The sequence below is a fragment of the Actinomadura chokoriensis genome (genome assembly GCF_041463665.1).
Taxonomy (GTDB): Bacteria; Actinomycetota; Actinomycetes; order Streptosporangiales; family Streptosporangiaceae; genus Spirillospora; species Spirillospora chokoriensis_A.
This window is the reverse complement of the sequence record NZ_JAXCEJ010000007.1, coordinates 75176-96636: the sequence shown is the minus strand read 5'-3', so window position 1 is coordinate 96636 and position 21461 is coordinate 75176. Positions and strand designations below refer to the sequence as shown.

At 73.8% G+C, this 21461-nt stretch carries 20 protein-coding genes; 9 read left to right on the top strand and 11 right to left on the bottom strand.

Annotated elements, in window-relative coordinates; genetic code table 11:
• Positions 1-24: 24 nt before the first annotated feature.
• Positions 25-621 (top strand): hypothetical protein, encoded by a 597-nt coding sequence (locus SM418_RS14095; RefSeq protein ID WP_371941088.1) that lies wholly within the window; start codon positions 25-27, stop codon positions 619-621.
• A 20-nt stretch (positions 622-641) separates the two neighbouring features.
• Here SM418_RS14095 and SM418_RS14090 read toward each other — a convergent pair whose 3' ends face one another.
• Positions 642-818: a hypothetical protein gene (locus tag SM418_RS14090; RefSeq protein WP_371941089.1), complete on the bottom strand. Its 177-nt coding sequence runs from the start codon at positions 816-818 to the stop codon at positions 642-644.
• Positions 819-886: 68 nt separating this feature from the next.
• Between SM418_RS14090 and map the strand changes: the two genes are divergently transcribed.
• The 4 genes from map to SM418_RS14070 all read left to right on the top strand — a co-directional run bounded on the left by map (position 887) and on the right by SM418_RS14070 (position 4413).
• On the top strand, positions 887-1738 hold the full coding sequence (gene map, locus SM418_RS14085) for a type I methionyl aminopeptidase (RefSeq protein ID WP_371941091.1): 852 nt from the start codon (positions 887-889) through the stop codon (positions 1736-1738).
• 59 nt (positions 1739-1797) lie between these two features.
• Positions 1798-2487, top strand: a complete 690-nt coding sequence (locus SM418_RS14080; protein ID WP_371941093.1) for a ComEA family DNA-binding protein — start codon at positions 1798-1800, stop codon at positions 2485-2487.
• Positions 2488-2506: 19 nt separating this feature from the next.
• Positions 2507-3541, top strand: a complete 1035-nt coding sequence (locus tag SM418_RS14075; RefSeq protein ID WP_371941095.1) for a DNA polymerase ligase N-terminal domain-containing protein — start codon at positions 2507-2509, stop codon at positions 3539-3541.
• A gap of 134 nt (positions 3542-3675) precedes the next feature.
• Complete coding sequence (locus SM418_RS14070) at positions 3676-4413, top strand: metal-dependent hydrolase (protein WP_371941096.1); 738 nt, start codon at positions 3676-3678, stop codon at positions 4411-4413.
• Here the strand turns inward: SM418_RS14070 and SM418_RS14065 are convergent, their stop codons facing one another.
• From SM418_RS14065 to SM418_RS14055, 3 genes are read right to left on the bottom strand one after another with little or no spacing between them, the layout of a single operon-like run.
• Positions 4414-4938, bottom strand: a complete 525-nt coding sequence (locus SM418_RS14065; protein ID WP_371941097.1) for a hypothetical protein — start codon at positions 4936-4938, stop codon at positions 4414-4416.
• Positions 4935-6422: an ATP-binding protein gene (locus tag SM418_RS14060; protein WP_371941098.1), complete on the bottom strand. Its 1488-nt coding sequence runs from the start codon at positions 6420-6422 to the stop codon at positions 4935-4937. Before SM418_RS14060 ends, SM418_RS14065 begins: the two co-directional genes overlap by 4 nt.
• Complete coding sequence (locus SM418_RS14055) at positions 6419-7093, bottom strand: response regulator (RefSeq protein ID WP_371941099.1); 675 nt, start codon at positions 7091-7093, stop codon at positions 6419-6421. The genes SM418_RS14060 and SM418_RS14055 overlap by 4 nt, the downstream gene beginning before the upstream one ends.
• 101 nt (positions 7094-7194) lie before the next feature.
• Between SM418_RS14055 and SM418_RS14050 the strand changes: the two genes are divergently transcribed.
• The gene (locus SM418_RS14050; RefSeq protein ID WP_371941100.1) at positions 7195-8916 is read left to right on the top strand and encodes a hypothetical protein; all 1722 of its coding nucleotides are present in this window, start codon (positions 7195-7197) and stop codon (positions 8914-8916) included.
• Here the strand turns inward: SM418_RS14050 and SM418_RS14045 are convergent.
• The 7 genes from SM418_RS14045 to SM418_RS14015 form a co-directional block, all read right to left on the bottom strand.
• Positions 8910-10007, bottom strand: a complete 1098-nt coding sequence (locus SM418_RS14045; protein ID WP_371941101.1) for a baeRF3 domain-containing protein — start codon at positions 10005-10007, stop codon at positions 8910-8912. The genes SM418_RS14050 and SM418_RS14045 overlap by 7 nt on opposite strands.
• Before the next feature lie 109 nt (positions 10008-10116).
• Positions 10117-11052 (bottom strand): TIGR03621 family F420-dependent LLM class oxidoreductase, encoded by a 936-nt coding sequence (locus SM418_RS14040; RefSeq protein WP_371941102.1) that lies wholly within the window; start codon positions 11050-11052, stop codon positions 10117-10119.
• Between the two features lie 17 nt (positions 11053-11069).
• On the bottom strand, positions 11070-11603 hold the full coding sequence (locus SM418_RS14035) for a response regulator transcription factor (RefSeq protein WP_371941103.1): 534 nt from the start codon (positions 11601-11603) through the stop codon (positions 11070-11072).
• 318 nt (positions 11604-11921) lie between these two features.
• The gene (locus SM418_RS14030) at positions 11922-13958 is read right to left on the bottom strand and encodes a bifunctional copper resistance protein CopD/cytochrome c oxidase assembly protein (RefSeq protein ID WP_371941105.1); all 2037 of its coding nucleotides are present in this window, start codon (positions 13956-13958) and stop codon (positions 11922-11924) included.
• Positions 13951-14580, bottom strand: a complete 630-nt coding sequence (locus tag SM418_RS14025) for a copper resistance CopC family protein (RefSeq protein ID WP_371941107.1) — start codon at positions 14578-14580, stop codon at positions 13951-13953. Before SM418_RS14025 ends, SM418_RS14030 begins: the two co-directional genes overlap by 8 nt.
• A 117-nt stretch (positions 14581-14697) precedes the next feature.
• On the bottom strand, positions 14698-15789 hold the full coding sequence (locus tag SM418_RS14020; RefSeq protein WP_371941108.1) for a DUF5685 family protein: 1092 nt from the start codon (positions 15787-15789) through the stop codon (positions 14698-14700).
• A 67-nt stretch (positions 15790-15856) separates the two neighbouring features.
• Complete coding sequence (locus SM418_RS14015) at positions 15857-17155, bottom strand: helix-turn-helix domain-containing protein (RefSeq protein ID WP_371941110.1); 1299 nt, start codon at positions 17153-17155, stop codon at positions 15857-15859.
• 262 nt (positions 17156-17417) lie between these two features.
• On the opposite strand from SM418_RS14015, the gene SM418_RS14010 reads away from it, so the two are divergent.
• The 3 genes from SM418_RS14010 (at position 17418) to ald (ending at position 21460) form a co-directional block, all read left to right on the top strand.
• The gene (locus tag SM418_RS14010) at positions 17418-18863 is read left to right on the top strand and encodes an NCS2 family permease (protein WP_371941111.1); all 1446 of its coding nucleotides are present in this window, start codon (positions 17418-17420) and stop codon (positions 18861-18863) included.
• Positions 18864-19000: 137 nt separating this feature from the next.
• On the top strand, positions 19001-20161 hold the full coding sequence (locus SM418_RS14005) for a glycerate kinase (protein WP_371941113.1): 1161 nt from the start codon (positions 19001-19003) through the stop codon (positions 20159-20161).
• A 183-nt stretch (positions 20162-20344) separates the two neighbouring features.
• Entirely contained in the window at positions 20345-21460 is a 1116-nt protein-coding gene (ald, locus tag SM418_RS14000; protein ID WP_371941114.1) for an alanine dehydrogenase, read from the top strand.
• The last annotated feature ends 1 nt before the right edge of the window (position 21461 follow it).

The window sequence follows — 21461 nt, the reverse complement described above, 5'->3', positions numbered from 1 at the left end:
GACCAGGGCGCCCGGTGCGGCACCATGGTGCCCGTGGACGCCGAGCAGATCACCATGTTGCGCGAGGTCCTGTCGACGACGGGCTGGCTCGAGCGCACCGCGGAGCTCGGCCGCGCGCTGCGGGTCACGTCCCGCACCCCGGGCGGGCTGCTGCTCGTCGGCACGCCCGGCGGCGACCCGTGGCATCTGGCGGCGCACCTGGACGACGAGAGCCGGCTCGGCGACGCCCCCGGCCTCGCGCCGACGCTGGTGCGCTGGACGCCGCCCGCGGACGCGCCCGCGCACCTGCGGATCGGGCTGGAGCGGCTGGAGGCGGCGCGGCGCGGCGAGACGCTGTTCGTCGTCGCCGAGGAGGACGCGCCCGTCCCGCTGCTGGAGCGGGTGGACGACGCGCGCCGCACCGGCGCGACCGTCCTCGCGCTGGAGGGCGGCGACCGCGAGCTGCGGAGCCTCGCCCACGAGGCGCTGACCGTCCCGCCGGACGAGGCCCTCATGTCGTTCGACGGCGCGCAGCACCTCGTCAGCGCGGCGGCTGGGCGGGAGCCGGCGCGGAGCCCGCGCGGGCTCCGGCACCGGCTCGCCAGGCTGCTCGACGCGGTGTCGGGCCCCGTGGTCGACTAGGTGGTCGACTGATCCTCGTTCTAATCCTCGTTCTGCTTGCGCCAGGCCTGGTTGCGCTCGCGGGCGAGCGCGAGGGCGTTCGCGGCCTCGCTCTCGGACGCGTACGGGCCCATCCGGTCCCTGCCGGGACAGCCCGGGCCGTGCTCGACCTTCATGTGCTTCAGGCAGAACCACCAGTCACCGTCGTCGTGGGCCATCGGCACTCCTCTCGATCACGCTCGCACGGGATTCGTTGCCCCGATCGCGCTGACTACACTCCATCACTATGACGACCCAGCTACTCCGGCCCGGACACGTTTCGCCCATGCGCAAGGTCCCGCCGGGCATCCCCCGCCCGGAGTACGTGGGGAAGAAGCGGCCGAAGACCGGAGAGCCCGACGTCAAGACGCCCGAGGTCATCGAGCGGATGCGGGTGGCGGGGCGGATCGCCGCGCAGGCGCTGGAGGAGGTCGGCAAGCACGTCCGGCCCGGGGTCACCACCGACGAGCTGGACGTCGTCGGGCACGAGTTCCTGCTCGACCACGGCGCCTACCCGTCCACGCTCGGGTACCGGGGGTTCCCCAAGTCGCTGTGCACCTCGATCAACGAGGTGATCTGCCACGGCATCCCGGACGACACGGTCCTGCGCGACGGCGACATCGTCAACGTCGACATCACCGCGTTCATCGACGGCGTGCACGGCGACACCGACGCGACGTTCCTGTGCGGGGACGTCGACGAGGAGTCCCGGCTGCTGGTGGAGCGCACCCACGAGGCGACGATGCGCGGCATCCGCGCGGTCAGGCCGGGGCGGGCGCTGAACGTGATCGGGCGGGTCATCGAGTCCTACGCGAAGCGGTTCGGGTACGGGGTCGTCCGCGACTTCACCGGGCACGGGATCGGCACCACGTTCCACTCCGGCCTGGTCGTCCCGCACTACGACGACCCGAGCGCCACGACGATCATCGAGCCGGGGATGACGTTCACGATCGAGCCGATGCTGACGCTCGGCACCCACGACTACGACATCTGGGCCGACGGCTGGACGGTCGTCACGAAGGACCGCAAGCGCACGGCGCAGTTCGAGCACACGCTGCTGGTGACCGAGGACGGTCACGAAATCCTCACCCTGCCGTGACATCCCTGTTGATCTAGAGTCCGATTCGCCCCCATAGCCGGCCGGGAGACTCTCTAGAGATGAACGCCCCAGCGCCGTACGAGCCGCGGGTTCCCTCCGACAGCATGCCGCCGGGGCGGGCCGCGCTGAGCGTGACGTGGGCGGCGCTGCCGTTCCTGACGCTCGGCTACGCCACCCCGTTCACGTTCGCGGCGGCGGCGCTGTGGCGGCGCAGCCTGCACCTGACGGTGTCCACGGCGGCCTACCTCGGCTTGTTCGCGCTCGCGATGTTCCTGATCCCCCACATCGGCAAGGAGGGGGGCACCGAGCGCGCCGTCGGCGTGCTGCTGTTCATCCTGTCGGTGGTGGGCTGCGGGCACGCGTTCCTGATCAGGCGCCGGGTGTTCGACCCGCACGGGCTGTCGGGGGTCGACAACGAGGCCGTGGTGGAGCGGGTCAAGCGGCGGCGGCTGCTGCGGGAGAAGGCGCGGGAGCTGGCCGCGGCCGACCCGGGCCTCGCCAAGGAGCTGCGCATCGGACGTCCCGACCTGCCGAGCCAGTACAACGACGGCGGGCTCGTCGACGTCAATCACGCCCCGGTGGAGGCGCTGACGCTGCTGCCCGGCATCACCCGGGAGCTGGCGGAGGGGATCGAGCGGGTCCGGTCGCAGACCGGCGGGTTCCAGTCGGCGGAGGAGCTGTCCGCCCTCGCCGGGCTGCCGCCGTCCCTGACGAACGACGTCGCCGACTACGCCGTCTTCATTCGCTGATCTCGGGTATGCACCGGGCGTGACCCCCAAGAAGCGGAAGGACGGCGGCGACCGGCTCGCCGAGTACCGGGGCAGGCGCGATCCGGGCAGGACGCCCGAGCCCGTCCCCGGGGAGAGGGCGCTGCCGCGCGGCGACAAGGCGCTGCCGCGCGGCGACGACGACACGTTCGTCGTCCAGGAGCACCACGCGACCAGCCTGCACTGGGACCTGCGGCTCGAACGCGACGGCGTGCTCGTGTCGTGGGCCGTCCCGAAGGGCCTGCCGTGGAGCCCCGGGACGAATCACCTGGCCGTGCGCACCGAGGACCATCCGCTGGAGTACGCGGCGTTCGAGGGCGAGATCCCGCGCGGCGAGTACGGCGCCGGGAAGATGACCGTCTGGGACCGCGGGACGTACGAGACGGAGAAGTGGTCCGAGCGCGAGGTGAAGATCATCGTCCACGGGTCGCGGGTGTCCGGCCGGTACGTGCTGTTCAGGACGCGCGGCGACAACTGGATGATCCACCGGATGGACCCGCCGGCCGACCCGGACGCCGAGCCGCTGCCGGAGTCGCTGCGCCCGATGCGCCCGGCGGAGAAGGCGCGGCTCCCCCGCGACCAGGACGCGTGGGGGTTCGAGTTCGCGTGGGGCGGCAGGCGCCTCGCCGCCTACGTCGAGGGCGGCCGGACGCGCTTCACCGACGGCCGGGGCCGCGCCGTCGACGGCCCCGGCGGGCTCGGCTCGCGGCTCGGCGCCGAGCTCGGCTCCCGGCCGGCGCTGCTGGACGGGGAACTGGCCGTCCTGGACGGCCGCGAGACCTACATGATCTACGACCTGCTGCACCTGGACGGGCATCCGCTGCTGGACGTCCCGTACCGCGACCGGCGGGGCCGGCTCGACGACCTCGGCCTGTCGGGGCCGCTGTGGCAGACGGCGCCGTGGTTCCCCGGCGACGGCGGGGCCGTCCGGGACGCGGCCCGCGACCAGGGCCTTCCGGGCGTCCTCGCCAAGCGCCTGGACTCCCCGTACGAGCCGGGCGAGGAGTCGGGCGACTGGCGCTTCGTCCCGTCCTAGACACCCGGCCCGGTTCGGGAACCGGGACGCGAAATCCCGAGTCAAAGGGACGTAAAACCCGCTTCGGCGCGTCGCCACTGAAAACGATCAGGTGCCGGTTAGAGTCCCGCCCTGAGTACGGGCGGTGGAAGCGCGTGAAGGCGGGGATCGGCATCATGATGGGCAAGACGCATGCCCTGAGCGGCGCGCTGGCATGGCTGGGCGCCGTTCCGCTGCTCGGCTACGAACGGCTGCTCGGCGACCACGCGGTGTCGCTGTCGGTGGAGCAGGTCGCCGCGGGCGCCGTGGTGTGCGCGGGCGCGGCGATCCTGCCGGACATCGACCACCACAACGGCCGCATCGCCAACACCTTCGGCCCGATCACGAGCCTCATGTGCAAGTGGATCGGGAAGCTCTCGGGCGGGCACCGGCAGGCGACCCACTCGATCCTGTTCGCGCTCGGCATCGGCTGGGCGATGGACACCCTCGCCACCCACTACCTCTACGCCTGGTGGGCCTGCCTGTTCATGATCGTCGGCCTGGGGCTGCGCGGCATCGGCCTGGACTTCGAGGGCAAGGAGCCGCAGTCGGCGCTCGCCGACTGCGCGCTCGCCCTCGTCGCCGTCTGGCTCATGCACAAGATCGACATGAGCTTCGTCGGGTTCGCGGTGACGCTCGGCTGCCTGGCGCACGTCGCCGGCGACTGCCTGACGCCCCGGGGCTGCCCCGTGTTCTGGCCGCTGCCGTGGCGGATCGACGTCCCGGTCATCCCGAAGACGGACGGCAAGGTCGAGCGCTGGGTCGTGATGCCCGTCCTCACCCTCGGCATAGCGGTCCTCGCCGTCCGCTCGGTGCTCGGCGACTTCAGCGCCCAGTGGCTCACCCGGAACTGATCATTCGAGCAGATCCGCGAACTGGTCGCAGGTCAGCGTCTCCAAACGGCTTCGGGTCGCGTTCAGGGCGCTCAAGAGCCTGACGCTCTCGATGCCCGGGATGGCCTGCGCGGTGCACGCGATCTGGGCCCTGGCGATCCGCGACCAGTTCTTCGGCACGTTCCGCCGCTCGACGGATCTGACGACCATCTGGGGGCGATCGCCGACCGGGTCGGTCATGGTGACGAGCTTGTACGCCTCGAGCGGTTCGTGGACCTCGGTGCGCAGCCCGATCGCGCGCTCCTGCCCGGTCGGCGGCACGGTCAGCTGCTCGATGGCCAGGTTCGGCTGCCCGGGCAGGCCGGGCCGCGTCACCGGCAGCAGCCTGTGGCCCCGCACGAGGTAGACGGTGATCGTGTCGGCGTGCGCCTGCGCGCCCGGCCCCGTACCCGCGCTGATGATCCCGGTGGGGCGGATCCCGCAGCCGGCCAGGACGGCGCACGCCGCGACCGCCGGCAGCGCGCGCATCCACCGCGGCCGTCTCATGGGCGCTCCTCCCCTTCCCCGTCGGGCAGCCACAGGGTGAAGACCGCGCCGCCCTCCGGCCCGTTGGCGGCCTCCAGCGTGCCGCCGTGCAGCAGGGCGTTCTCCTTGGCGATGGACAGGCCGAGGCCGCTTCCCTCGCTGCGCGAGCGCGCCGCCTCCGCCTTGACGAACCGGTCGAAGACCACGGAGACCACCTCGTCGGGAAGGCCGGGTCCGCGGTCGGCGACCACGACGCGGACCCCGCCCGCGTCCCCGCCCGCGTCCTCGCGCTCCGGCCGGCCGAAACGCAGCGAGACGGGCGGGCGCCCGTGCTTGAGGGCGTTCCCGGCGAGGTTGGCGACGATGATGTCGAACCGCCGGGGATCCAGCCGGACGAACAGGTCCGCGGGGCCCTCCACCGCCACCTCGCCGCGCCAGCCGCGCGCCTCCAGGGTGGCGCCGACCGCGTCGGCGACGTTCACGTCGTCCAGGACGAGGGCGGCGGCGCCCGCGTCGAACCGGCTGATCTCGATGAGGTGCTCCACGAGCGTGCCGAGCCGCCGGGTCTCGTCCGCGACGAGCCGGGCTGCGACGTCGCCGCCCTCGCCGGCCTCGCCGCCCGCGGCCTCGGCGGCCTCCTCGGCCAGCACGTCCGTCATCGCGATCATCGAGGTCAGCGGCGTGCGCAGCTCGTGGGAGACGTCGGCGACGAACCGGCGGGACGCGGCCTCCATCGCGCGCAGTTCGGTCACCGTCCGCTCCAGCGCCTGCGCGGTCCGGTTGAAGGTGGCGGCGAGGTCGGCCAGCTCGTCGCGGCCCCGCACCCGGACGCGGGTGTCCAGCCTCCCCTCGCCGAGCGCGCGGGCGGCGGCGCCGAGGCGGCGCACCGGGCGCAGCACGCCCCGGGTGGCCAGCAGCGCGAGCCCGAGCGCCGCCGCCAGCGCGGCGGCGTCCGCGATCAGCAGGGTGCGGGTGAACAGCCTCAGGTCGGCGTCCTCCCGGCGCAGGCTCGCGGAGACGAACACCATCGGCGGCGTCGTGCGCCACGGCTCGTCCCCCGTGGTCACGTAACGGGTGGCGCGGCCGCCCACGAGCAGGTAGGGCGTACCGTGCCGGCTGACGCGCTGGAAGACCAGGTCGTCCACCGCCCGCCGGGCGAACTCGCGGGTCACGGGGACGTCCAGCGCTCCCGGCGGCGGGAGGCCGCTCTCGCCGCGCAGCGGCACGGGCACCGCCACCGCCTTGCGCCCCTCGGCCGAGCCGAGCGCGTCCACCAGGGCCGCGCCGACCAGCGGGACCACGTCGGGCGGCAGATTGGGCGGGATCCGCTGGGCCAGGGCGGTGCGCACCTCGGTGAGCACCGCGTCCTGGGCGCGCTGCAGCATCACCCGCCGCAGCAGCACGTAGGAGATGCCGGAGGCGAGCACGGACGCGAGCAGCGCGACCGCGGTGAACGCGGCCGCGAGCCGCACCCGCAGCCCGGTGAACCAGCGGCGGTGCGTCACGGCGCCGTGAACCGGTAGCCGAAGCCCCGGACGGTCTCGATCAGCCGCGGCTCGGCCGGCTCGTCCTCGATCTTGGCCCGGACGCGCTGGACGCAGGCGTCCACCAGCCTGGAGTCGCCCGGATAGGAGTGCTCCCACACCTCGGCCAGCAGATGCTGGCGGGTGAGCGCCTGGCCGGGGCGCCGGGTCAGCTCCAGCAGGAGCCGCAGCTCGGTCGGGGTGAGGCGAAGGTCGGTTCCGGCCTTGGTGACCTTCAGCGAGGTCCGGTCGATGACGAGGTCGCCGTAGACGGAGCGGTCGACGCGGGTCTGGTCGGCCCGGCGCAGGACGGCGCGGATGCGGGCGTCCAGGACGCGGGGCTCGACGGGCTTCACCACGTAGTCGTCGGCGCCGGCCTCCAGGCCGAGGACGATGTCGAGGTCGTCGCCCCGCGCGGTCAGCAGGATCACCGGCAGCGAGTCCTCCCGGCGGATGCGGCGGCACACCTCGATCCCGTCGATGCCGGGCAGCATCACGTCCAGGATCGCGATCTCGGGACGCCGCGCCCGCAGCGCCGCCAGCCCGTCCTCGCCGGTGGCCCGGGACGTCACGCCGTGTCCCTGGCGGGTCAGCGCCAGCTCCAGGGCGGCCCGCGCGGACGGATCGTCCTCGATGAACAGAATGCTCGCCACCCGCACATTATCGGTGGCCGACGATCATGCAGCGAGTTGTGTCACAAGATCCGGACATCGCCCGCACAGGACCATGACAGACCGCCGGAACGGTGGGGCGCATGACGCTCGCGACCGTTCCGCCCCGCCCGGAGGCCCCGCCCGCAACGCTCCGTCCAGCCGGCCGGCGCACCCGCGCGCTGCCGTGGCTGCTCGCGGCCGGCGTGCTCGCGCAGGCGGCGGTCCGGCTGTGGTTCGCCCGCGCCCGGACGGGCCCGGTCGCGAACCCCGACGAGACCGGGTATCTCCTCGCGGCCCGGTGGCTGGCCGGCGGGCCGGGCGCCGACCTGTCCGGGTACACCTTCTACCAGGGCGGATATCCGCTCCTGCTCACCCCGGTGTACTGGTTCTCCCGCGATCCGGTGACGGTGTACACGGCCGTCCTCGCGATCAACGCGGTCGCGGGCGCGGCGCTGTTCCCGCTCGGGTACGCGGCGGCGCGGCGGTTCGGGCTCGGCCGGCGCGCGGCGCTGCCGCTCTCCTTCGGGGCGGCGCTGCTGCCCGCCACGACGTTCTTCGGCGCGTTCGCGCTCGCGGACGCCGTCCTGCCGGCGCTCGTCATGGCGTGGCTGCTGGGGCTCGACCGCTTCGTCCGGAACGGCCGGGCCTGTGACGCGGCGCTGGCGAGCGTGGTCGCCTCGTACACGGCGGCCGTCCACACTCGCGGGACGGTCGTCCTCCTCGTCCACGCACTGACGCTGGTCGTCCTCGCGGTGGGGCACCGGCGGAGGCGGCGCGGGGCTCTGGCCGGCGGCGGCGCGGCGCTCGCCGGATACGCCGCGGGGGCCGCGCTGAACGCGTGGCTTCGCGCCGAACTGTATCCGGGCGGCGTCCGGGACCTGGCCGGGATCCTGGAGTCCCGCCTCACCACGCTCTCCGGGCAGGCGTGGGCGTGGTCCGGGGCCGCCGGGCAGCTCTGGTACCTGATCGCGTCCACGTGGGGGCTCGCGGGCGCCGGGCTCGCGGTCGTGACGGTGACGCTCGTCCGGCGGGGCACCCCGGCGGCCGACCGGATCATGGCCGCCGTGCTGCTCACCGCCACGTGCGGGATCGCCTACGCGTCGTCGGCCGCGCTGCCGGACGAGCACCGGGTGGGCAACTTCGCCTACGGCCGGTACCTGTCGTGCCTCGCCCTCGTCTACGCGCTGGCCGGGGCGGCGGCCCTCCTGCGGTCGGGCGCCCGCACGGCCCTCGGGCTGGCGGCGGCGTCCGTCCTCCTCCTGGAGGGCGCCGGGCTCTGGGTCACGGTCCACGCGGGCGAGCGGCTGCGCACCCACGCGTTCATCGCGTTCGACTTCCCCGAGACCACGTTCCTGACCGGCGACCGCACCGCGCTGCGCATGCGGGAGGCGGCGCTCGCCTCGATCGCCCTGCTGTGCGCGCTGGCGCTGCTGTCCAGGCTGAGGGGAAGGCCCCTCATGGCCGCCGGCCTCGCCGGAGTCAACCTGGCCGCGCTGACGTTCGCGATGGGTCCCTCACCCGAGCGCGTCCGCCCGGCTCCGCCGTTCCCGGGCCCGGCCGCGGGCGGGGTCGCCGCGGACGCCTCGCTCAACTGGGCGATCAGGACGAAGCTCATGTACCCGGTGTGGTGGACGCGCATCGACCGGCTCGACGGCCGCCCGCCCGAGCCCGGCGTGTGCACGGTCCTGGTCCCCCTGCCGGACGGTACGGCCCCGGAGGCGTCCTGGCCCGGGCACCCGGCGGGCTGGCGGCCGCACGCGCGGCGCGACTGGTCGATCGGCTGGGTGATCTGGCGCGCCCCGTCCTGCGGGACGGGTCAGTAGCGGGTCACCAGGGCGATGCGGCCGTGGTCGATGAGGAAGCCGTCGGAGACGAAGGTGACCTCGCCGCCGTACTCCAGCACGGTCTCGATGACGTCGTCCACGGCGTCGTCGACGACGTCCGCGCCCTTGAGGACGCCGGGCATCCCCTCCACCGGGACGAGTTCGCCGACGGCCCTCACCGCGGGAGCGTAGTAGCCGCGCTCGACGACCAGGTGCTCGCCGCGGCCCTCCTCGACCAGCGGGACGACCTCGCACAGCCCGCCCGCATAGCGCTGGATGCTGCGGGCGGCCTCCAGCTCCGCCAGCACGCCGACCTCGCGGAGGTCCTCGTAGGCGGCGAGCGCCGGACGGGCCGCCTCGGCGAGCGTGCTGGGCGCGGCGCCCTCGAAGCTTCCGTCGACGCGTCCCGCCACGGTGATGTGCGGCCCGGCCACCTCGTCGAAGAACGCCTGGTGCCGGGTGACGCCGGCGACGATCAGCGGGCGGCGGTCGCGGGCGAGGACACGGTCGAGGGCGGACACCACGTCCCGCATGAGGCGGCGCTGCCGCTCGCCGTCGCCGCCCTGCGCGGCGCGCCGTGCCTGCCGCCCGGAGCTCGCCTCGTCCAGCGCCTCGGGCACGACCGGGAAGCCGCCGTCGGCGCGCTCGGTCAGCTCCTCGCCGTGGCCGTCCCACAGCCGGGCCCGCTGGTCCGACAGCGACAGCAGCCAGTAGCGCGGGGTGCGGGTGTAGGCGGCGACGAGGTCGCGGGTCGCGAACCCCGTGTCCACGACCACGCGCTCGTCCACGGACTGCCCGATCGTGAACGCGTGGTGCTCCCCGTCCGGCGCGGCGAACAGCACCAGCCCGTCGGAGGGATGCCGCAGGTCGACCTCCTCCGCGGCGGCCTCCAGGCTGCGGAGGACGTGGTCGGCGGCGTCGGGCGCCACCCGGGCGTCGTCGTGGAGGCGCCGCCGCACCTCGCCCAGCAGGTTGCGGAGCCTGATCGGGTCCTGGCGGTTGCCCGGGACGGACCGCTGCGTCGGCATCAGCACCGACACCGCCGGGTAGGCGCGCGGCTTGCGCAGCTCGGACAGGGTAACGGCGTCCATGATCCCCCGATCGTCAGACTTGTTCCTTCTGTCTCTTTTGTAGCTACCCGCAGGTAAACCAGGAGTAAGCGCGCGTCGATGAGCGGGCCACCAGACTCTCCGTGCCGGTTCAGACGCGCTCGATCACCGGGCCGAGGACGTCCAGGAACGGCGCGTGCACCGTGATGTAGGAGAACCCGAACCGCTCGCGCCGCTCCCGGATCTGCCCGGCGATCTGGTCCGGGGTCCCGAGCAGGATGAACGGTGTGTCGAGAATCTCCTCCACGGTCATGTCCGGCATGCGCTCGGCGCGGATCCGCCCGGCCTCGGCGCGCCGGTCCGAGGTCACCTGGACGTGCTGGACGAGCACGTTCCACTCGAGGCCGTCCGCCCGGTCGCCGGCCTGCTCGCGGACGAACCGGACCCGCTCCTCCGCCTCCGCGGCCGTGCCCAGCCGGAACGTTCCGGGCGGCTCGCCCTCGACCTGGTACGCCCCGGCGATCCCGACGATGTCGGCGTACCGGGCCGCCGCCCGCAGCACGGTGTCGCCGGTGCCGCCGACGAGCAGCGGCGGGCCCGACCCGCCGAACCCGCTGCGCTGCACCGGCGCGAGCTCGGTCAGCCCGAAGTACTCGGCGACGGGCTTGTGCCGCTCGTAGCCGTCCCCGCCGAACAGCGCGGCCAGCTCCTCGATCGTCCGGGTCATCAGCTCCGCGCGGGCGCCGAACGGCGCCCAGGGGATCCCGGCGGCGTCGAACTCCCATTTCATGTGCCCGGCGCCGAGGCCGAGCTCCACCCGCCCGCCGGTGAGCCGGTCGGCGGTGGCGACCTCGCGGGCCAGCAGGTGCGCGTTCCAGAACCCGGCGTTCAGCACGAGCGTGCCGACGCGCAGCCGCTCGGTCGCGTCCGCGGCGGCGACCATCGTCGGGAAGGGCGCCGGGGCGCCGAGGTGGTCGGGCACGAGCGCGACGTCGTAGCCGTACCGCTCGCCGCGCCGGCACCGTTCGGCGAAGTCGCCGCGGGAGGGGATGTCGAAGAAGTTGAACCCGAAGCGGAAGTCCCTCATGCGATCACACTGTCACCTCACGCGGGGGTGATGAAGGACGTCTCGTAGGCGAGGAGCACCGCCTGGATGCGGTCGCGGGCGTGGAGCTCGGCGAGGATGTTGCCGACGTGCGTCTTCACCGTCTGCGGGCTCACGAACAGGTCCTGGGCGATCTCGGCGTTCGACCGGCCCTTGGCCATCAGCCGCAGAACGTCCGCTTCCCGCTCGGTCAGCCGGTCGTGCCAGCGCGTGCCGCCGGGCGGGCCGCCGGACGTGCCGTGCCGCGCGGCCAGTTCCCGGATCGCCGCCGGGAAGAGCAGGCTGTCGCCGTCCTTGGCGAGCGAGCCCTCCAGCAGCCGCACCGTCGGCACCAGCCCGGTCACGAACGTCGCCGCCGCCGGCAGCACGAGCAGCATGAACACGACCATCACGACCGTGTCGCCGACGGGCAGCAGCGGGGTGAGGCTCATCGCGAGGAACCAGTACGGCATCAGCAGCGCCCCGCCCACCACCAGATGGGACCAGCGCCGCCAGGTCGTCCGCTCGATCAGCGGCCGGAGCACACGAACCACACAACGATCCCGGCAGACCCCCCGCCCCCACCCCTCCCCCACAAGAGGGATCCCCCCGAACCACCGAACTTGACCCCCAGCCCCCGTTTACGGGCAGGGCCGGGAGGAATGGGCATCACCCCCGAACCACCGGGCTTGAGCCTCAGCCACCGGTTACGGGCAGGGACGCGGAGCGAGCGCCAGCGAGCGCAGCGGCCATGCCCGGCGCGCCGCGTCCCCGCAGCGCAGCGGAGCGCCAGCGGAGTGGAGCGAGGAGACCCGTGCCGCGCAGCCGGGGGGTATGGGGGGTCGCCCCCCAAAAAACCAGCGCCGGGAGCGCTAGCGACCAGAGCGGGCGCCCCCCCGATTAACATCCCGTTCGGCGAGTTTGGCCAGGCGGGCGTTGTAGGCGGCCAGTTCGTCTTCTTCGGGGCGGCCGCCGGCTGCTGCGGCGCGGTCGGCTCGGCGGTCCATGCGGCGCGCTTGGCGCTGGTCGTCCGCGAACCACTGGAACGCCAGCACGATGAGGACGATGAACGTGGGGATCTCTCCGAACGCCCAGGCGATCGCGCCGCCGGTGTGCTGGTCGTGCAGGATGGTGGTGCCCCATGGGGGGTCGACCGCCGTGTACCAGCCGCGCGCGAGCGCCTGGCTCATGTTCATCAGGGCGATGCCGAAGAACGCGTGGAACGGCATCGTGACGAACAGCAGGATGAGCCGGGCGGGGTAGGGCAGTTTCTTGGGTGCCGGGTCGACGCCGAGCAGGACCCAGAAGAACAGGGATCCGGCCGCGAGGAAGTGCACCGTCATCGCGATGTGGCCGAGGTGGTTGCGCATCGCCGCCTCGAACAGGGGCGTGTAGTAGAGCGCGAACGTGCTCACCACGAAGATGAGGGTCGCGACGGCGGGATGCGCGACGACCGCGAGGTAGCGGCTGTGCAGCAGCGCGGTGAGCCACTCGCGCGGGCCGCGGTCGCCGCGTTCCCTGGCGGGTTTCAGCGCCCGCAGCGCGAGGGTCACGGGAGCGCCGACGACCAGGAAGATCGGGGCGAGCATGTTCAGCACCATGTGCTGCGCCATGTGCACGCTGAACAGGATCGGCGCGTACTTGGCGACGCCGCTCTGGGTGACGGCGACGATGGTGACGAGCCCGATGATCCAGGCGGCGGTGCGTCCCAGCGGCCAGGAGTCGCCGCGCCGCCGCAGCCGGACGACGCCGGCCAGGTAGAGGCCGCCGAGGACCGCGGTGAGGACGGCGAAGAACAGGTCGAACTGCCACAGGGTCAGCAGCCGCACGGGGGTGACCTCCGGCGGCATGTCGTAGCCGAGCAGCGATTTGACCGCGGATTCGGGGGCGGCGGGCGCGGGCGGCGCGGTGCGGGCGAGGGCGACGGCGAGGCCCATGGTGGCGGCCATCACCGCCGCCTCGACGGAGGCGAACCGGGTGAAGGCCCCGGGCTTGCGGTCGGCGAGGGCCGGCAGCGTCCGGCTGCGGTGCCACCAGCCGAACCAGCCGAGCACCCCGAACGCGACGATCTTGGCCAGGGCGAGCCGCCCGTAGTTGGTGGTCGCCATCTCGGCCGGGTCGGGCAGCCGGACGATCACGTTGACCAGGCCGCTGACGCCGACGGCGATGTAGCACCAGGGGGCCATCCGGCTGAACCGGTCGGCCATCAGCGGCAGCCGGTCGCGGCGCAGCAGCGCGTGGACGCAGACGATGGCGAGCCCGCCGACCCACGGCGCGACGGCGGCGACGTGCAGCGCGACGCCGGTCGTCGCGGTGGCGTGGTTGGCGGCGGAGGCCGAGTGGCCGGTCAGCGGCGCGGGCAGCAGCGCGATCGCGGCCATGGCGAGCAGGCCGAACGCGGCGGCGGGCGTGGTGGTGGTGCGGGCCAGCAGCGCCACGACCACGGCCAGCAGCACCACGATCATGAGGGCGGTGCCCTGCGGCAGCGAGCCGACGTAGCCGCTCAGCTCGCTGCCCGTGAGGACGTCCCCGACGGGCTGGCCGAGGACGTCGGCGACGGTGAGGACGAGGGTGGCGGCAGCGGCGGCGGCCCAGCCCGCGGCGAGCCAGGACGCGGCGCCCAGGTAGCCGACGGCGTCGCGGGACAGCCGGGCGGCGCCGCGCCCGCCCTCGACGGGCAGGAACGCGGCGGCGGCCAGCAGGGCGCCGACGGTCAGCGCGGACAGCAGGTCCATCGCCGCCCGGGACACGGGCAGGCCCCATCGGGTGAGGGCGCCGGCGTCGCCGAGGCCGGGGATGACCTTCTCGGTGACCGAGCCGCCGAGGACGAGACCGGCGACCAGGGCGGCGGCGGCCGCGGCCGCGGCGACCGCGCCCGCCCGCCAGACGCCCAGGCTGCCCTTACTCACTTCCTGTTGCCGCCTGGTGCTTGCGCTTGGCCCGGAACACGATGGCGGCGCCGATGCCGACGCCGACGAGGAGCCCGGCGACGATCAGCACCCAGAGCACCATGCCGGAGCCCGAGTCCTCCTTCTCCGCGGCCTGCTGCTGGTCGAGCTTGAGGGGCTGCTCGTTGGCGGTGGCGGCGTCGCCGGTCTGCTGCTCGGCGCCGACCCCGCCGGCGGACGGGGCGGGCGCGGCGGCCTCGCCCGCGGTCGCGGTGAAGGTCACGTCGTCGCTCTCGATGGGGTGCCCGTCCTCGCCGACGACCCGGTAGGCCACCGTGTAGGACCCAGCGGGCAGCGGCCCCGTCAGCTTCTGCGTCACCGTCGCCCCGGACCGTTCCGCCTCGCCCGCCTGGTAGGTCTTGTTCTGGGCGTCCTTGACGACGACCTTCGCCATGCTGATCTTGTCGCTGAAGACCAGTTTGACCTCGGTGACCGATTCCGCCGACTGGCCTTTGCCGGGCGTGCTGCTGAGCAGCCGCGAGTGCGCGAGGGCGGGCGTCGCGCTGACGGCGCCGAGGGCGAGGGCGAGCGCGGCGACGAGGCCGAGACGGCGCATGGACCGGCGGGGCTTGAGAATTTTCATGGAGGGCCGGGTTCTCTAGTGAGTTGAAGGGCTCCGACCACTCTACTGAGGTTCCCGCCATGGCCCGCCTCGGGTTCGGCGGATTTCAAGCCGTCAGAACGACCTCGATCTGTCGCGTCAGCAATCGCAGCCGCAGCAATCACAGTCGCAGTCACAGCAGTCGCAGCAATCGCAGCAACTGCCGTCGCAGCCGTCGCAGTGCCGGGAGCACCAGCAGCGATCTCCGCACGAGTCGCCGTGATGCTCGCTCCACTCCGGCTGGAACAGACCGCAGGTCGTGCACACGAGCGCCCCGGTGAAGCACGGGATCGGCCAGCCCGGACGGGGCGGCCGGGGGCCGTGCTTCGCCAGGTCCTCGGGGCTTGCGAAGACCCGGTCGACGGAGCGTCCCACTTCCCGGTCCAGCAGCGCGCGGACGAGCCGCGGCCGCTCCAGCTCCAGGTCGGCGAGGGCGAGGCGGAGCCCGTGCAGGGCGCCGTCCGCGTGCCGGCGGGCCTCGTCGAGGGTGGTGCCGGTGGCGAGGAGGGGGTTGTAGGCGCCCGCCGCCCGGTCGTCCGCGAGGTCCTCGACGGCGTCGAGGAGGTGCGCGAGGCGGCCGAAGAAGCGGCCGGCCTCGGCGAGGGGCTCGGCGTTGGCGTCCTTGCCCGCGAGGACGGCCGTGTGCGCGAACACGGCGGCGACGGCCGTCTCGGTGGGTTCGGTCAGCTCCAGGAGCCCGAGTCCGGGGGCCGACTCCAGGACGGGCTGGCGGGCGACGGCGTCGCGCAGCACCGCCGGGTCGAATCCGACCGCGGCTCCCGTCCGCGCGCCGGCGGCGTCCCAGCGGCCGGCCATCCGTCCCGCCGCGGCGGCGACCGCGCGGCGCCGGTGGGGTCCGTCGCCGTCCGCGACGTGGTCACGGGTCTTGCCCGCCGCGAGCAGCAGCGACGCGGCGGCGGCCAGCCGCGCGCCCTGCGCCCGCGCCGTGACGACCTCGGCGGTCCGCATGCCGCGCAGCGCGCACGGACCGGCCTTGCGGCGCGGCGACAGCTCCGGGGCCTGCGCCTCGACGAGCACCGACACCAGCAGCCCGTCGTAGTTGGTGACGAACCGCGCGGCCTGGCCGTGCTCGGCCCGGAGCGTGAGGCACAGCCCGCAGAGATGGGCGGTCCAGTCCTTGAACAGCGAGCCGCACAGGACATGCCTGCATGGCCGAACAACACCGAACACCGACAACTCCCCCACTAGAGCCAGAACTCGCAGCAATATGGACGCCGCGGCCCCGGAGCCGGTTCGGTCAGACGCCGACGCAGGTGAGGGCGCGCCGGTAGGCGGCCATCCGCGGCTCCTCGGCGGTCCCCGTCTCGGCCAGCACCTCGGCGAGGTCGAACCACGCCTGCGCGGCCTCCCGGGAGGACTCCATCTCCTCCAGGCAGGTCGCCGCCCGGGTCAGCACCTCGACGGCCCGGTCCCGGCGGCCGAGCCGCACCGACGCCTCGCCGAGCACGGTCAGCGCCCCGGCGGTGGCCCGGCGCGGGGCGTCCCCGAGCAGGTCGAGGGCCTCCTCGGCGAGCGCCACCGCCTCGGCGGGGCGGCCGAGCGCGGTCTGCGCGCGGGCCAGCTCGGTCAGGCACCAGGCGACGTCGATCTCCCCGGACGAGCTGGCGCTGATCTCGCCGCGGACCCGGGTGAGCAGCTCGCGGGCGCGGACGGCCTGGTCGGGACGGGCGCGCAGCAGCAGCCCGGCGTAGATCACGCGGAGCCGGTTGAGGTCGCGGGGGTCCTCGCCGTCGCCCGCCAGCATCAGCGCCCGCTCGGCCAGCGTGACGCCGTCCTCGTACTCGCCGCGGATCTCCGCGACGTAGGCGGCCTCCCAGTAGGCGACCATCCGCGCCCGGGGGCTGCCGATCCGCTCGGCCCGCTCGACGAGCTGGACGGCGAGGTGACGGGCCCGGACGAGGTCGCCGCGCTCGATGAACGCGGCGAGCAGCGCCGCGCCGAGGTGCACGGCGGCGTCGGTGGAGTCGGCGCCGGTCGCGATGAGGTGCCGCAGCGCCCGCTCGGCCGCCTCGACGCCGGCGCTGACGTCGCCGCGCTCGCGCAGGCAGCGGCTCAGCGCGACGTGCACCTTCGCCCAGTGGTCGAGGTCGGCCTCGGCGGAGGCCGTCTCGGTCAGCCGGGTCAGCTCCGCGATCGCCTCCTCCAGCTCTCCGGCGGCCTCCAGCGCGAGCGCGTGGCCCCAGCGCGCCTGGTGCAGCATCTCCGGCAGCGCGACCGCGTCGGCGCTCGCGAGGACCTCGGCGAACCGGGCGCGCGCCTCGGCGGCCGCGCCGTTGCTCAGCGCGATCTCGGCGTAGTCGAGCGTGACGCGCAGCTCGTCCACGACGTCCTCGCTGACGCCGCTGACGAGGTAGGTGGCGGAGCAGTTCAGCTTCGCCGCCAGCAGCTCGACCACGCTCGGGGCGGGCACCCGCTTGTCGCTCTCGATCAGCGAGATGTAGCTGTCGGACAGCTCGGGGAAGGCGAGCTGCGCCTGGCTCACGCCCTGCCGGATCCGCAGGGCGCGGATGCGCTGCCCCAGTGTCTCCCGATCCATCGTGTGACCACCGCCTACCAGGTGCTCGCCGCGCGCGGGGCGAGGAAGAAGCCGACTCGATCGTCAAGTGTGCCGAGATCCCGGCCGGTCATGCCCGTGATTCTCACGCTTCGGTACTGAAGCGTGTTCGAATTCGCACCAGGGCAGGTTATAGGGGACACCTCTCCCCCGTCACGCTGTGGAGTCCGCACCGGCTAATCTGTGCTCGCCCGATTCCGGACAACGCCGCCGGAACCACGCTGCGGAAAGCGGAGCGCCCGTCATGTCCAAGATCAACCCCGTCCCGACCGACGAATCGCCGCCGGCTGGCGGGCGCGGGCCGCTGGAGCGGCTGTTCGACCTCACCGGGCGCGGGACGACCGTCGCGCGCGAGCTGCGCGGCGGCGTCACCACGTTCTTCGCGATGGCCTACATCATCCTGCTGAACCCGATCATCCTCGGCGGGGCGAAGGACGTCACCGGCGCGACGCTGTCGATCCCGCAGCTGACCACGATGACCGCGCTGTCCGCCGCGATCACCACGGTGATCATGGGCCTGGTGGGCAACGCGCCGCTGGCGCTCGCCGCGGGCCTCGGCATCAACGCGGTGGTGGCGTTCCAGGCCGCGCCGGTGATGACCTGGCCGCAGGCGATGGGCCTGGTCGTGATCGAGGGCGCGGTCATCGTGCTGCTGGCGCTCACCGGCGTCCGCGAGCGGATCATGAACGCGATCCCGCTGGCGCTCAAGCACGCGATCGCGGTCGGCATCGGCGCGTTCATCGCGCTGGTCGGCCTCTACGACTCGGGGTTCGTCACCTCCAGCGCCACGAGCCCGCCGCTGTCCCTCGGCACCGGCGGCCACCTGGAGACCTGGCCGACGCTGGTGTTCGCGCTCACCCTGCTGCTGATGATCGTCCTGTACGTGCGGAGGGTGCCCGGTGCGATCCTGATCAGCATCATCGCCGGGACGATCGGGGCCGTGGTCATCCAGGAGAACGCCTCGGTCAAGAAGGGCGGCTGGGGCGTCGTCACCCCGAACATGCCCGAGAAGCTGTTCGCGGCACCCGACTTCGGGCTGTTCGGGCAGATCGACCTGTTCGGCGGGTTCGCCCGGGCCGGCGTCATCACCGCGCTGGTCGTGCTGTTCACGCTGGTGCTGTCGGGCTTCTTCGACGCGATGGGCACGATCCTCGGCATCAGCGACGAGGCCGGCCTCGTCGGCGAGAAGGGCGAGGTGCCGCGGCTCGGCCGGATCCTGTCGGTGGACGGCCTGTCCGCCGCGTTCGGCGGCGTCACCAGCTCGTCCGCCAACACGGTGTTCGTGGAGTCGGCGGCGGGCGTCGGCGAGGGCGCCCGGACCGGCCTCGCCAACATCGCCACCGGCGCGCTGTTCGCGGTGACGCTGTTCCTCACCCCGCTCGCCGCGACCGTCCCCTCGCAGGCCGCCGCGCCCGCGCTGGTCGTCGTCGGCGCGCTGATGATGACGCAGGTCGCCAAGGTGAACTGGGACGACCTGGAGATCACCATCCCGGCGTTCCTCACCATCGTGCTGATGCCGTTCGCGTTCTCGATCACCATCGGGATCGGTGCCGGGATGGTGAGCTACGCGCTGATCAAGCTCGCCCGGGGCAAGGTCCGCGAGGTGTCGATCTGGCTGTGGCCCGTGGTGGTGCTGTTCCTGATCTTCTTCGCGATCCACCCGATCGAGCAGTGGCTGGACGTCCGGTAACCGGCGCGGGAACCCCGGGGGAACACGGTTCTGCGGTCATTTGGGATTCTTGGACGCGCCTGCGGGTGTCAAATAGTGCCGTCATGGCGTAAGCAGAAGGTAGGGCCTTACCCCCCGGCGTGAAAGGCGTGGCTGTGGTGTCCGCGGACTCTCCCTCCCGTCCGTCCCCGCCAGGTCACGTCCTGCTGGCGCCTGACAGGTTCCAGGGAGCGCTGACCGCGGCGCGGGCGGCACGGCACCTCGCGACCGGGCTGCGCCGTGCCCGGCCGGAGGTCCCGCTCGTGGAACTGCCCGTCGCCGACGGCGGCGAGGGCACCGTGGAGGCCGTGGTGGCGGCCGGGTGGCGGCGGGTCGAGGTCGAGGTGTGCGGCCCGACGGGCCGCCCGGTCACCGCGCGGCTGGCGCTGGACGGCCGCAGCGCGGTGGTGGAGCTGGCCGAGGCGTCCGGGATGCGCCGGCTGCCCGGCGGCAAGCCGCGCCCGCTCACCGCCTCCAGCCTCGGCACGGGGCAGCTGATCGCGCACGCGGTGCGGCTCGGCGCCCGCCGGATCGTGCTCGGCCTCGGCGGCGGAGCCTGCACCGACGGCGGCGCGGGCCTCGTCCAGGGGCTCGGCGGGCGGTTGCTGGACGCGCTCGGCAAGGACCTGCCGCCGGGCGGGGCGGCGCTGCGCTCGCTGCACGCCCTCGACCTGCGTGGCCTGCCCGACATGTCCGGCATCGAGGTGGTGGTGGCGGGCGACTCCGCGGGACCGCTGCTCGGCCGCACCGGCGCCGCAGCCGTGGACGGCCCGCGCCGCGGCGCCGGCCGCGACGAGGTGCGCGTCCTGGACGCCGGGCTGCGCCGCTGGGCCGACCTGGCCGAGGCGGCGGCCCGCCGGGCGGCGCGCGACCTGCCCGGCGCCGGGACGTCCGGCGGGGTCGGGTTCGCCGCGCTCACCTTCCTCGGCGCGACGATCGAGCCCGGCGCCGCGCTGCTGCTCGACCTGCTCGGGCTCGCCGAGAAGGCGCGCGGCGCCCGCCTGGTGGTCACCGGGGAGGGCGTCCTCGACACCCGGTCGCTGCGCGGCACCCCGCCGATCGGGGTGGCCCGCGCCGCCGCCCGGGCCGGCGCGCCGGTGATCGCGGTCGCCGGGCGCCGCGGGCTGACCGGCGAGCAGCTCCGCAAGGCGCGCATCCAGGCGGCGTACGCGCTGGCCGACATCGAGCCCGACGACGAGCGGCGCGCCCGGCGGACCGGGCCGCTGCTGGAGCAGCTGACGGTCGCCATCGCCGACGAATGGCTCCCCGCGCGCCCCTGATGTGCATCGTTCCACGGAACATCCGCCCCTCCCGCCGCATTGCCCCGGCGGTGACAGCGCGCCCTTTACGGGGTGTCGTCGATACGGTCGATGACTTGACACACTGTTAGTAGCCGGAGGCGGGCTCCGGACCGCACGCTGGAGGCGTAGGTCCTGGTCAGCGTTGACGGGGAGGAGCCCTCGGTGAAGATCGGCGTGCCGCGAGAGATCAAGAACCACGAGTACCGGGTGGCCGGCACGCCGGCGGGCGTGCACGAGCTGACCCGGCACGGCCACGTGGTGTTCGTCGAGCGGGGCGCCGGGCTCGGCTCGGCGATCCCGGACGACGAGTACGCCGCCGCGGGCGCCAAGATCGTGGACGGCCCGGACGAGGTATGGGCCGAGGGCGAGCTGATCCTCAAGGTCAAGGAGCCGGTCGCGCCCGAATACCACCGGATGCGCGACGGCCAGGTCCTGTTCACCTACCTGCACCTCGCCGCGTCCCGGGCGTGCACCGACGCGCTGCTCGCGGCCGGCGTCACGGCGATCGCCTACGAGACCGTCCAACTGCCCGACCGCTCGCTGCCGCTGCTCGCCCCGATGTCGGAGGTCGCCGGGCGGCTCGCCCCGCAGGTCGGCGCCTACAACCTGATGGCGTCCAACGGCGGGCGCGGCGTGCTGCCGGGCGGCGTGCCCGGCGTCGCCCCGGCCAAGGTCGTCGTCATCGGCGGCGGCGTGTCCGGCCTCAACGCCGCGCAGATCGCCGTCGGGATGGGCGCGGACGTGACGGTCATGGACGTGAACGTCGACCGCCTCCGCCGCATCGACGCCGTCTACCAGGGCCGCCTGCGGACCCTCGTGTCCAGCGCCTACACGGTCGAGCAGGAGGCCCGCGCCGCCGACCTCGTCATCGGCGCCGTGCTGATCCCCGGCGCCCGGGCGCCCAAGCTGATCTCCAACGATCTCGTGGCGGGCATGAAGACCGGCTCCGTCCTGGTGGACATCGCCATCGACCAGGGCGGCTGCTTCGAGGACTCCCGTCCCACCACGCACGCCGACCCGACCTACAGGGTGCACGGCTCGACGTTCTACTGCGTCGCGAACATGCCCGGCTCCGTCCCGAACACCTCCACCTACGCCCTCACCGGGGTCACGCTGCCCTATGCCGTCCAGCTCGCGGACAAGGGCTGGCACCGCGCCCTGCGGGAGAACGCCGCCCTCGCCCGCGGCCTCAACACCTACGCCGGCGACCTCGTCTACGACCATGTCGCCGAAGCCCACGATCTGCCCTACACCCCGCTCACCTCGATCCTGGACTGAG

Excerpts from the sequence above, each read along its gene's own strand:
- SM418_RS14095 (WP_371941088.1), top strand. The coding sequence starts at position 25 with ATGGTGCCCGTGGACGCCGAGCAGATCACCATGTTGCGCGAGGTCCTG.
- SM418_RS14090 (WP_371941089.1), bottom strand. The coding sequence starts at position 818 with ATGGCCCACGACGACGGTGACTGGTGGTTCTGCCTGAAGCACATGAAG.
- map (WP_371941091.1), top strand. The coding sequence starts at position 887 with ATGACGACCCAGCTACTCCGGCCCGGACACGTTTCGCCCATGCGCAAG.
- SM418_RS14080 (WP_371941093.1), top strand. The coding sequence starts at position 1,798 with ATGAACGCCCCAGCGCCGTACGAGCCGCGGGTTCCCTCCGACAGCATG.
- SM418_RS14065 (WP_371941097.1), bottom strand. The coding sequence starts at position 4,938 with ATGAGACGGCCGCGGTGGATGCGCGCGCTGCCGGCGGTCGCGGCGTGC.
- SM418_RS14050 (WP_371941100.1), top strand. The coding sequence starts at position 7,195 with ATGACGCTCGCGACCGTTCCGCCCCGCCCGGAGGCCCCGCCCGCAACG.
- SM418_RS14045 (WP_371941101.1), bottom strand. The coding sequence starts at position 10,007 with ATGGACGCCGTTACCCTGTCCGAGCTGCGCAAGCCGCGCGCCTACCCG.
- SM418_RS14040 (WP_371941102.1), bottom strand. The coding sequence starts at position 11,052 with ATGAGGGACTTCCGCTTCGGGTTCAACTTCTTCGACATCCCCTCCCGC.
- SM418_RS14025 (WP_371941107.1), bottom strand. The coding sequence starts at position 14,580 with ATGAAAATTCTCAAGCCCCGCCGGTCCATGCGCCGTCTCGGCCTCGTC.
- SM418_RS14015 (WP_371941110.1), bottom strand. The coding sequence starts at position 17,155 with ATGGATCGGGAGACACTGGGGCAGCGCATCCGCGCCCTGCGGATCCGG.
- SM418_RS14010 (WP_371941111.1), top strand. The coding sequence starts at position 17,418 with ATGTCCAAGATCAACCCCGTCCCGACCGACGAATCGCCGCCGGCTGGC.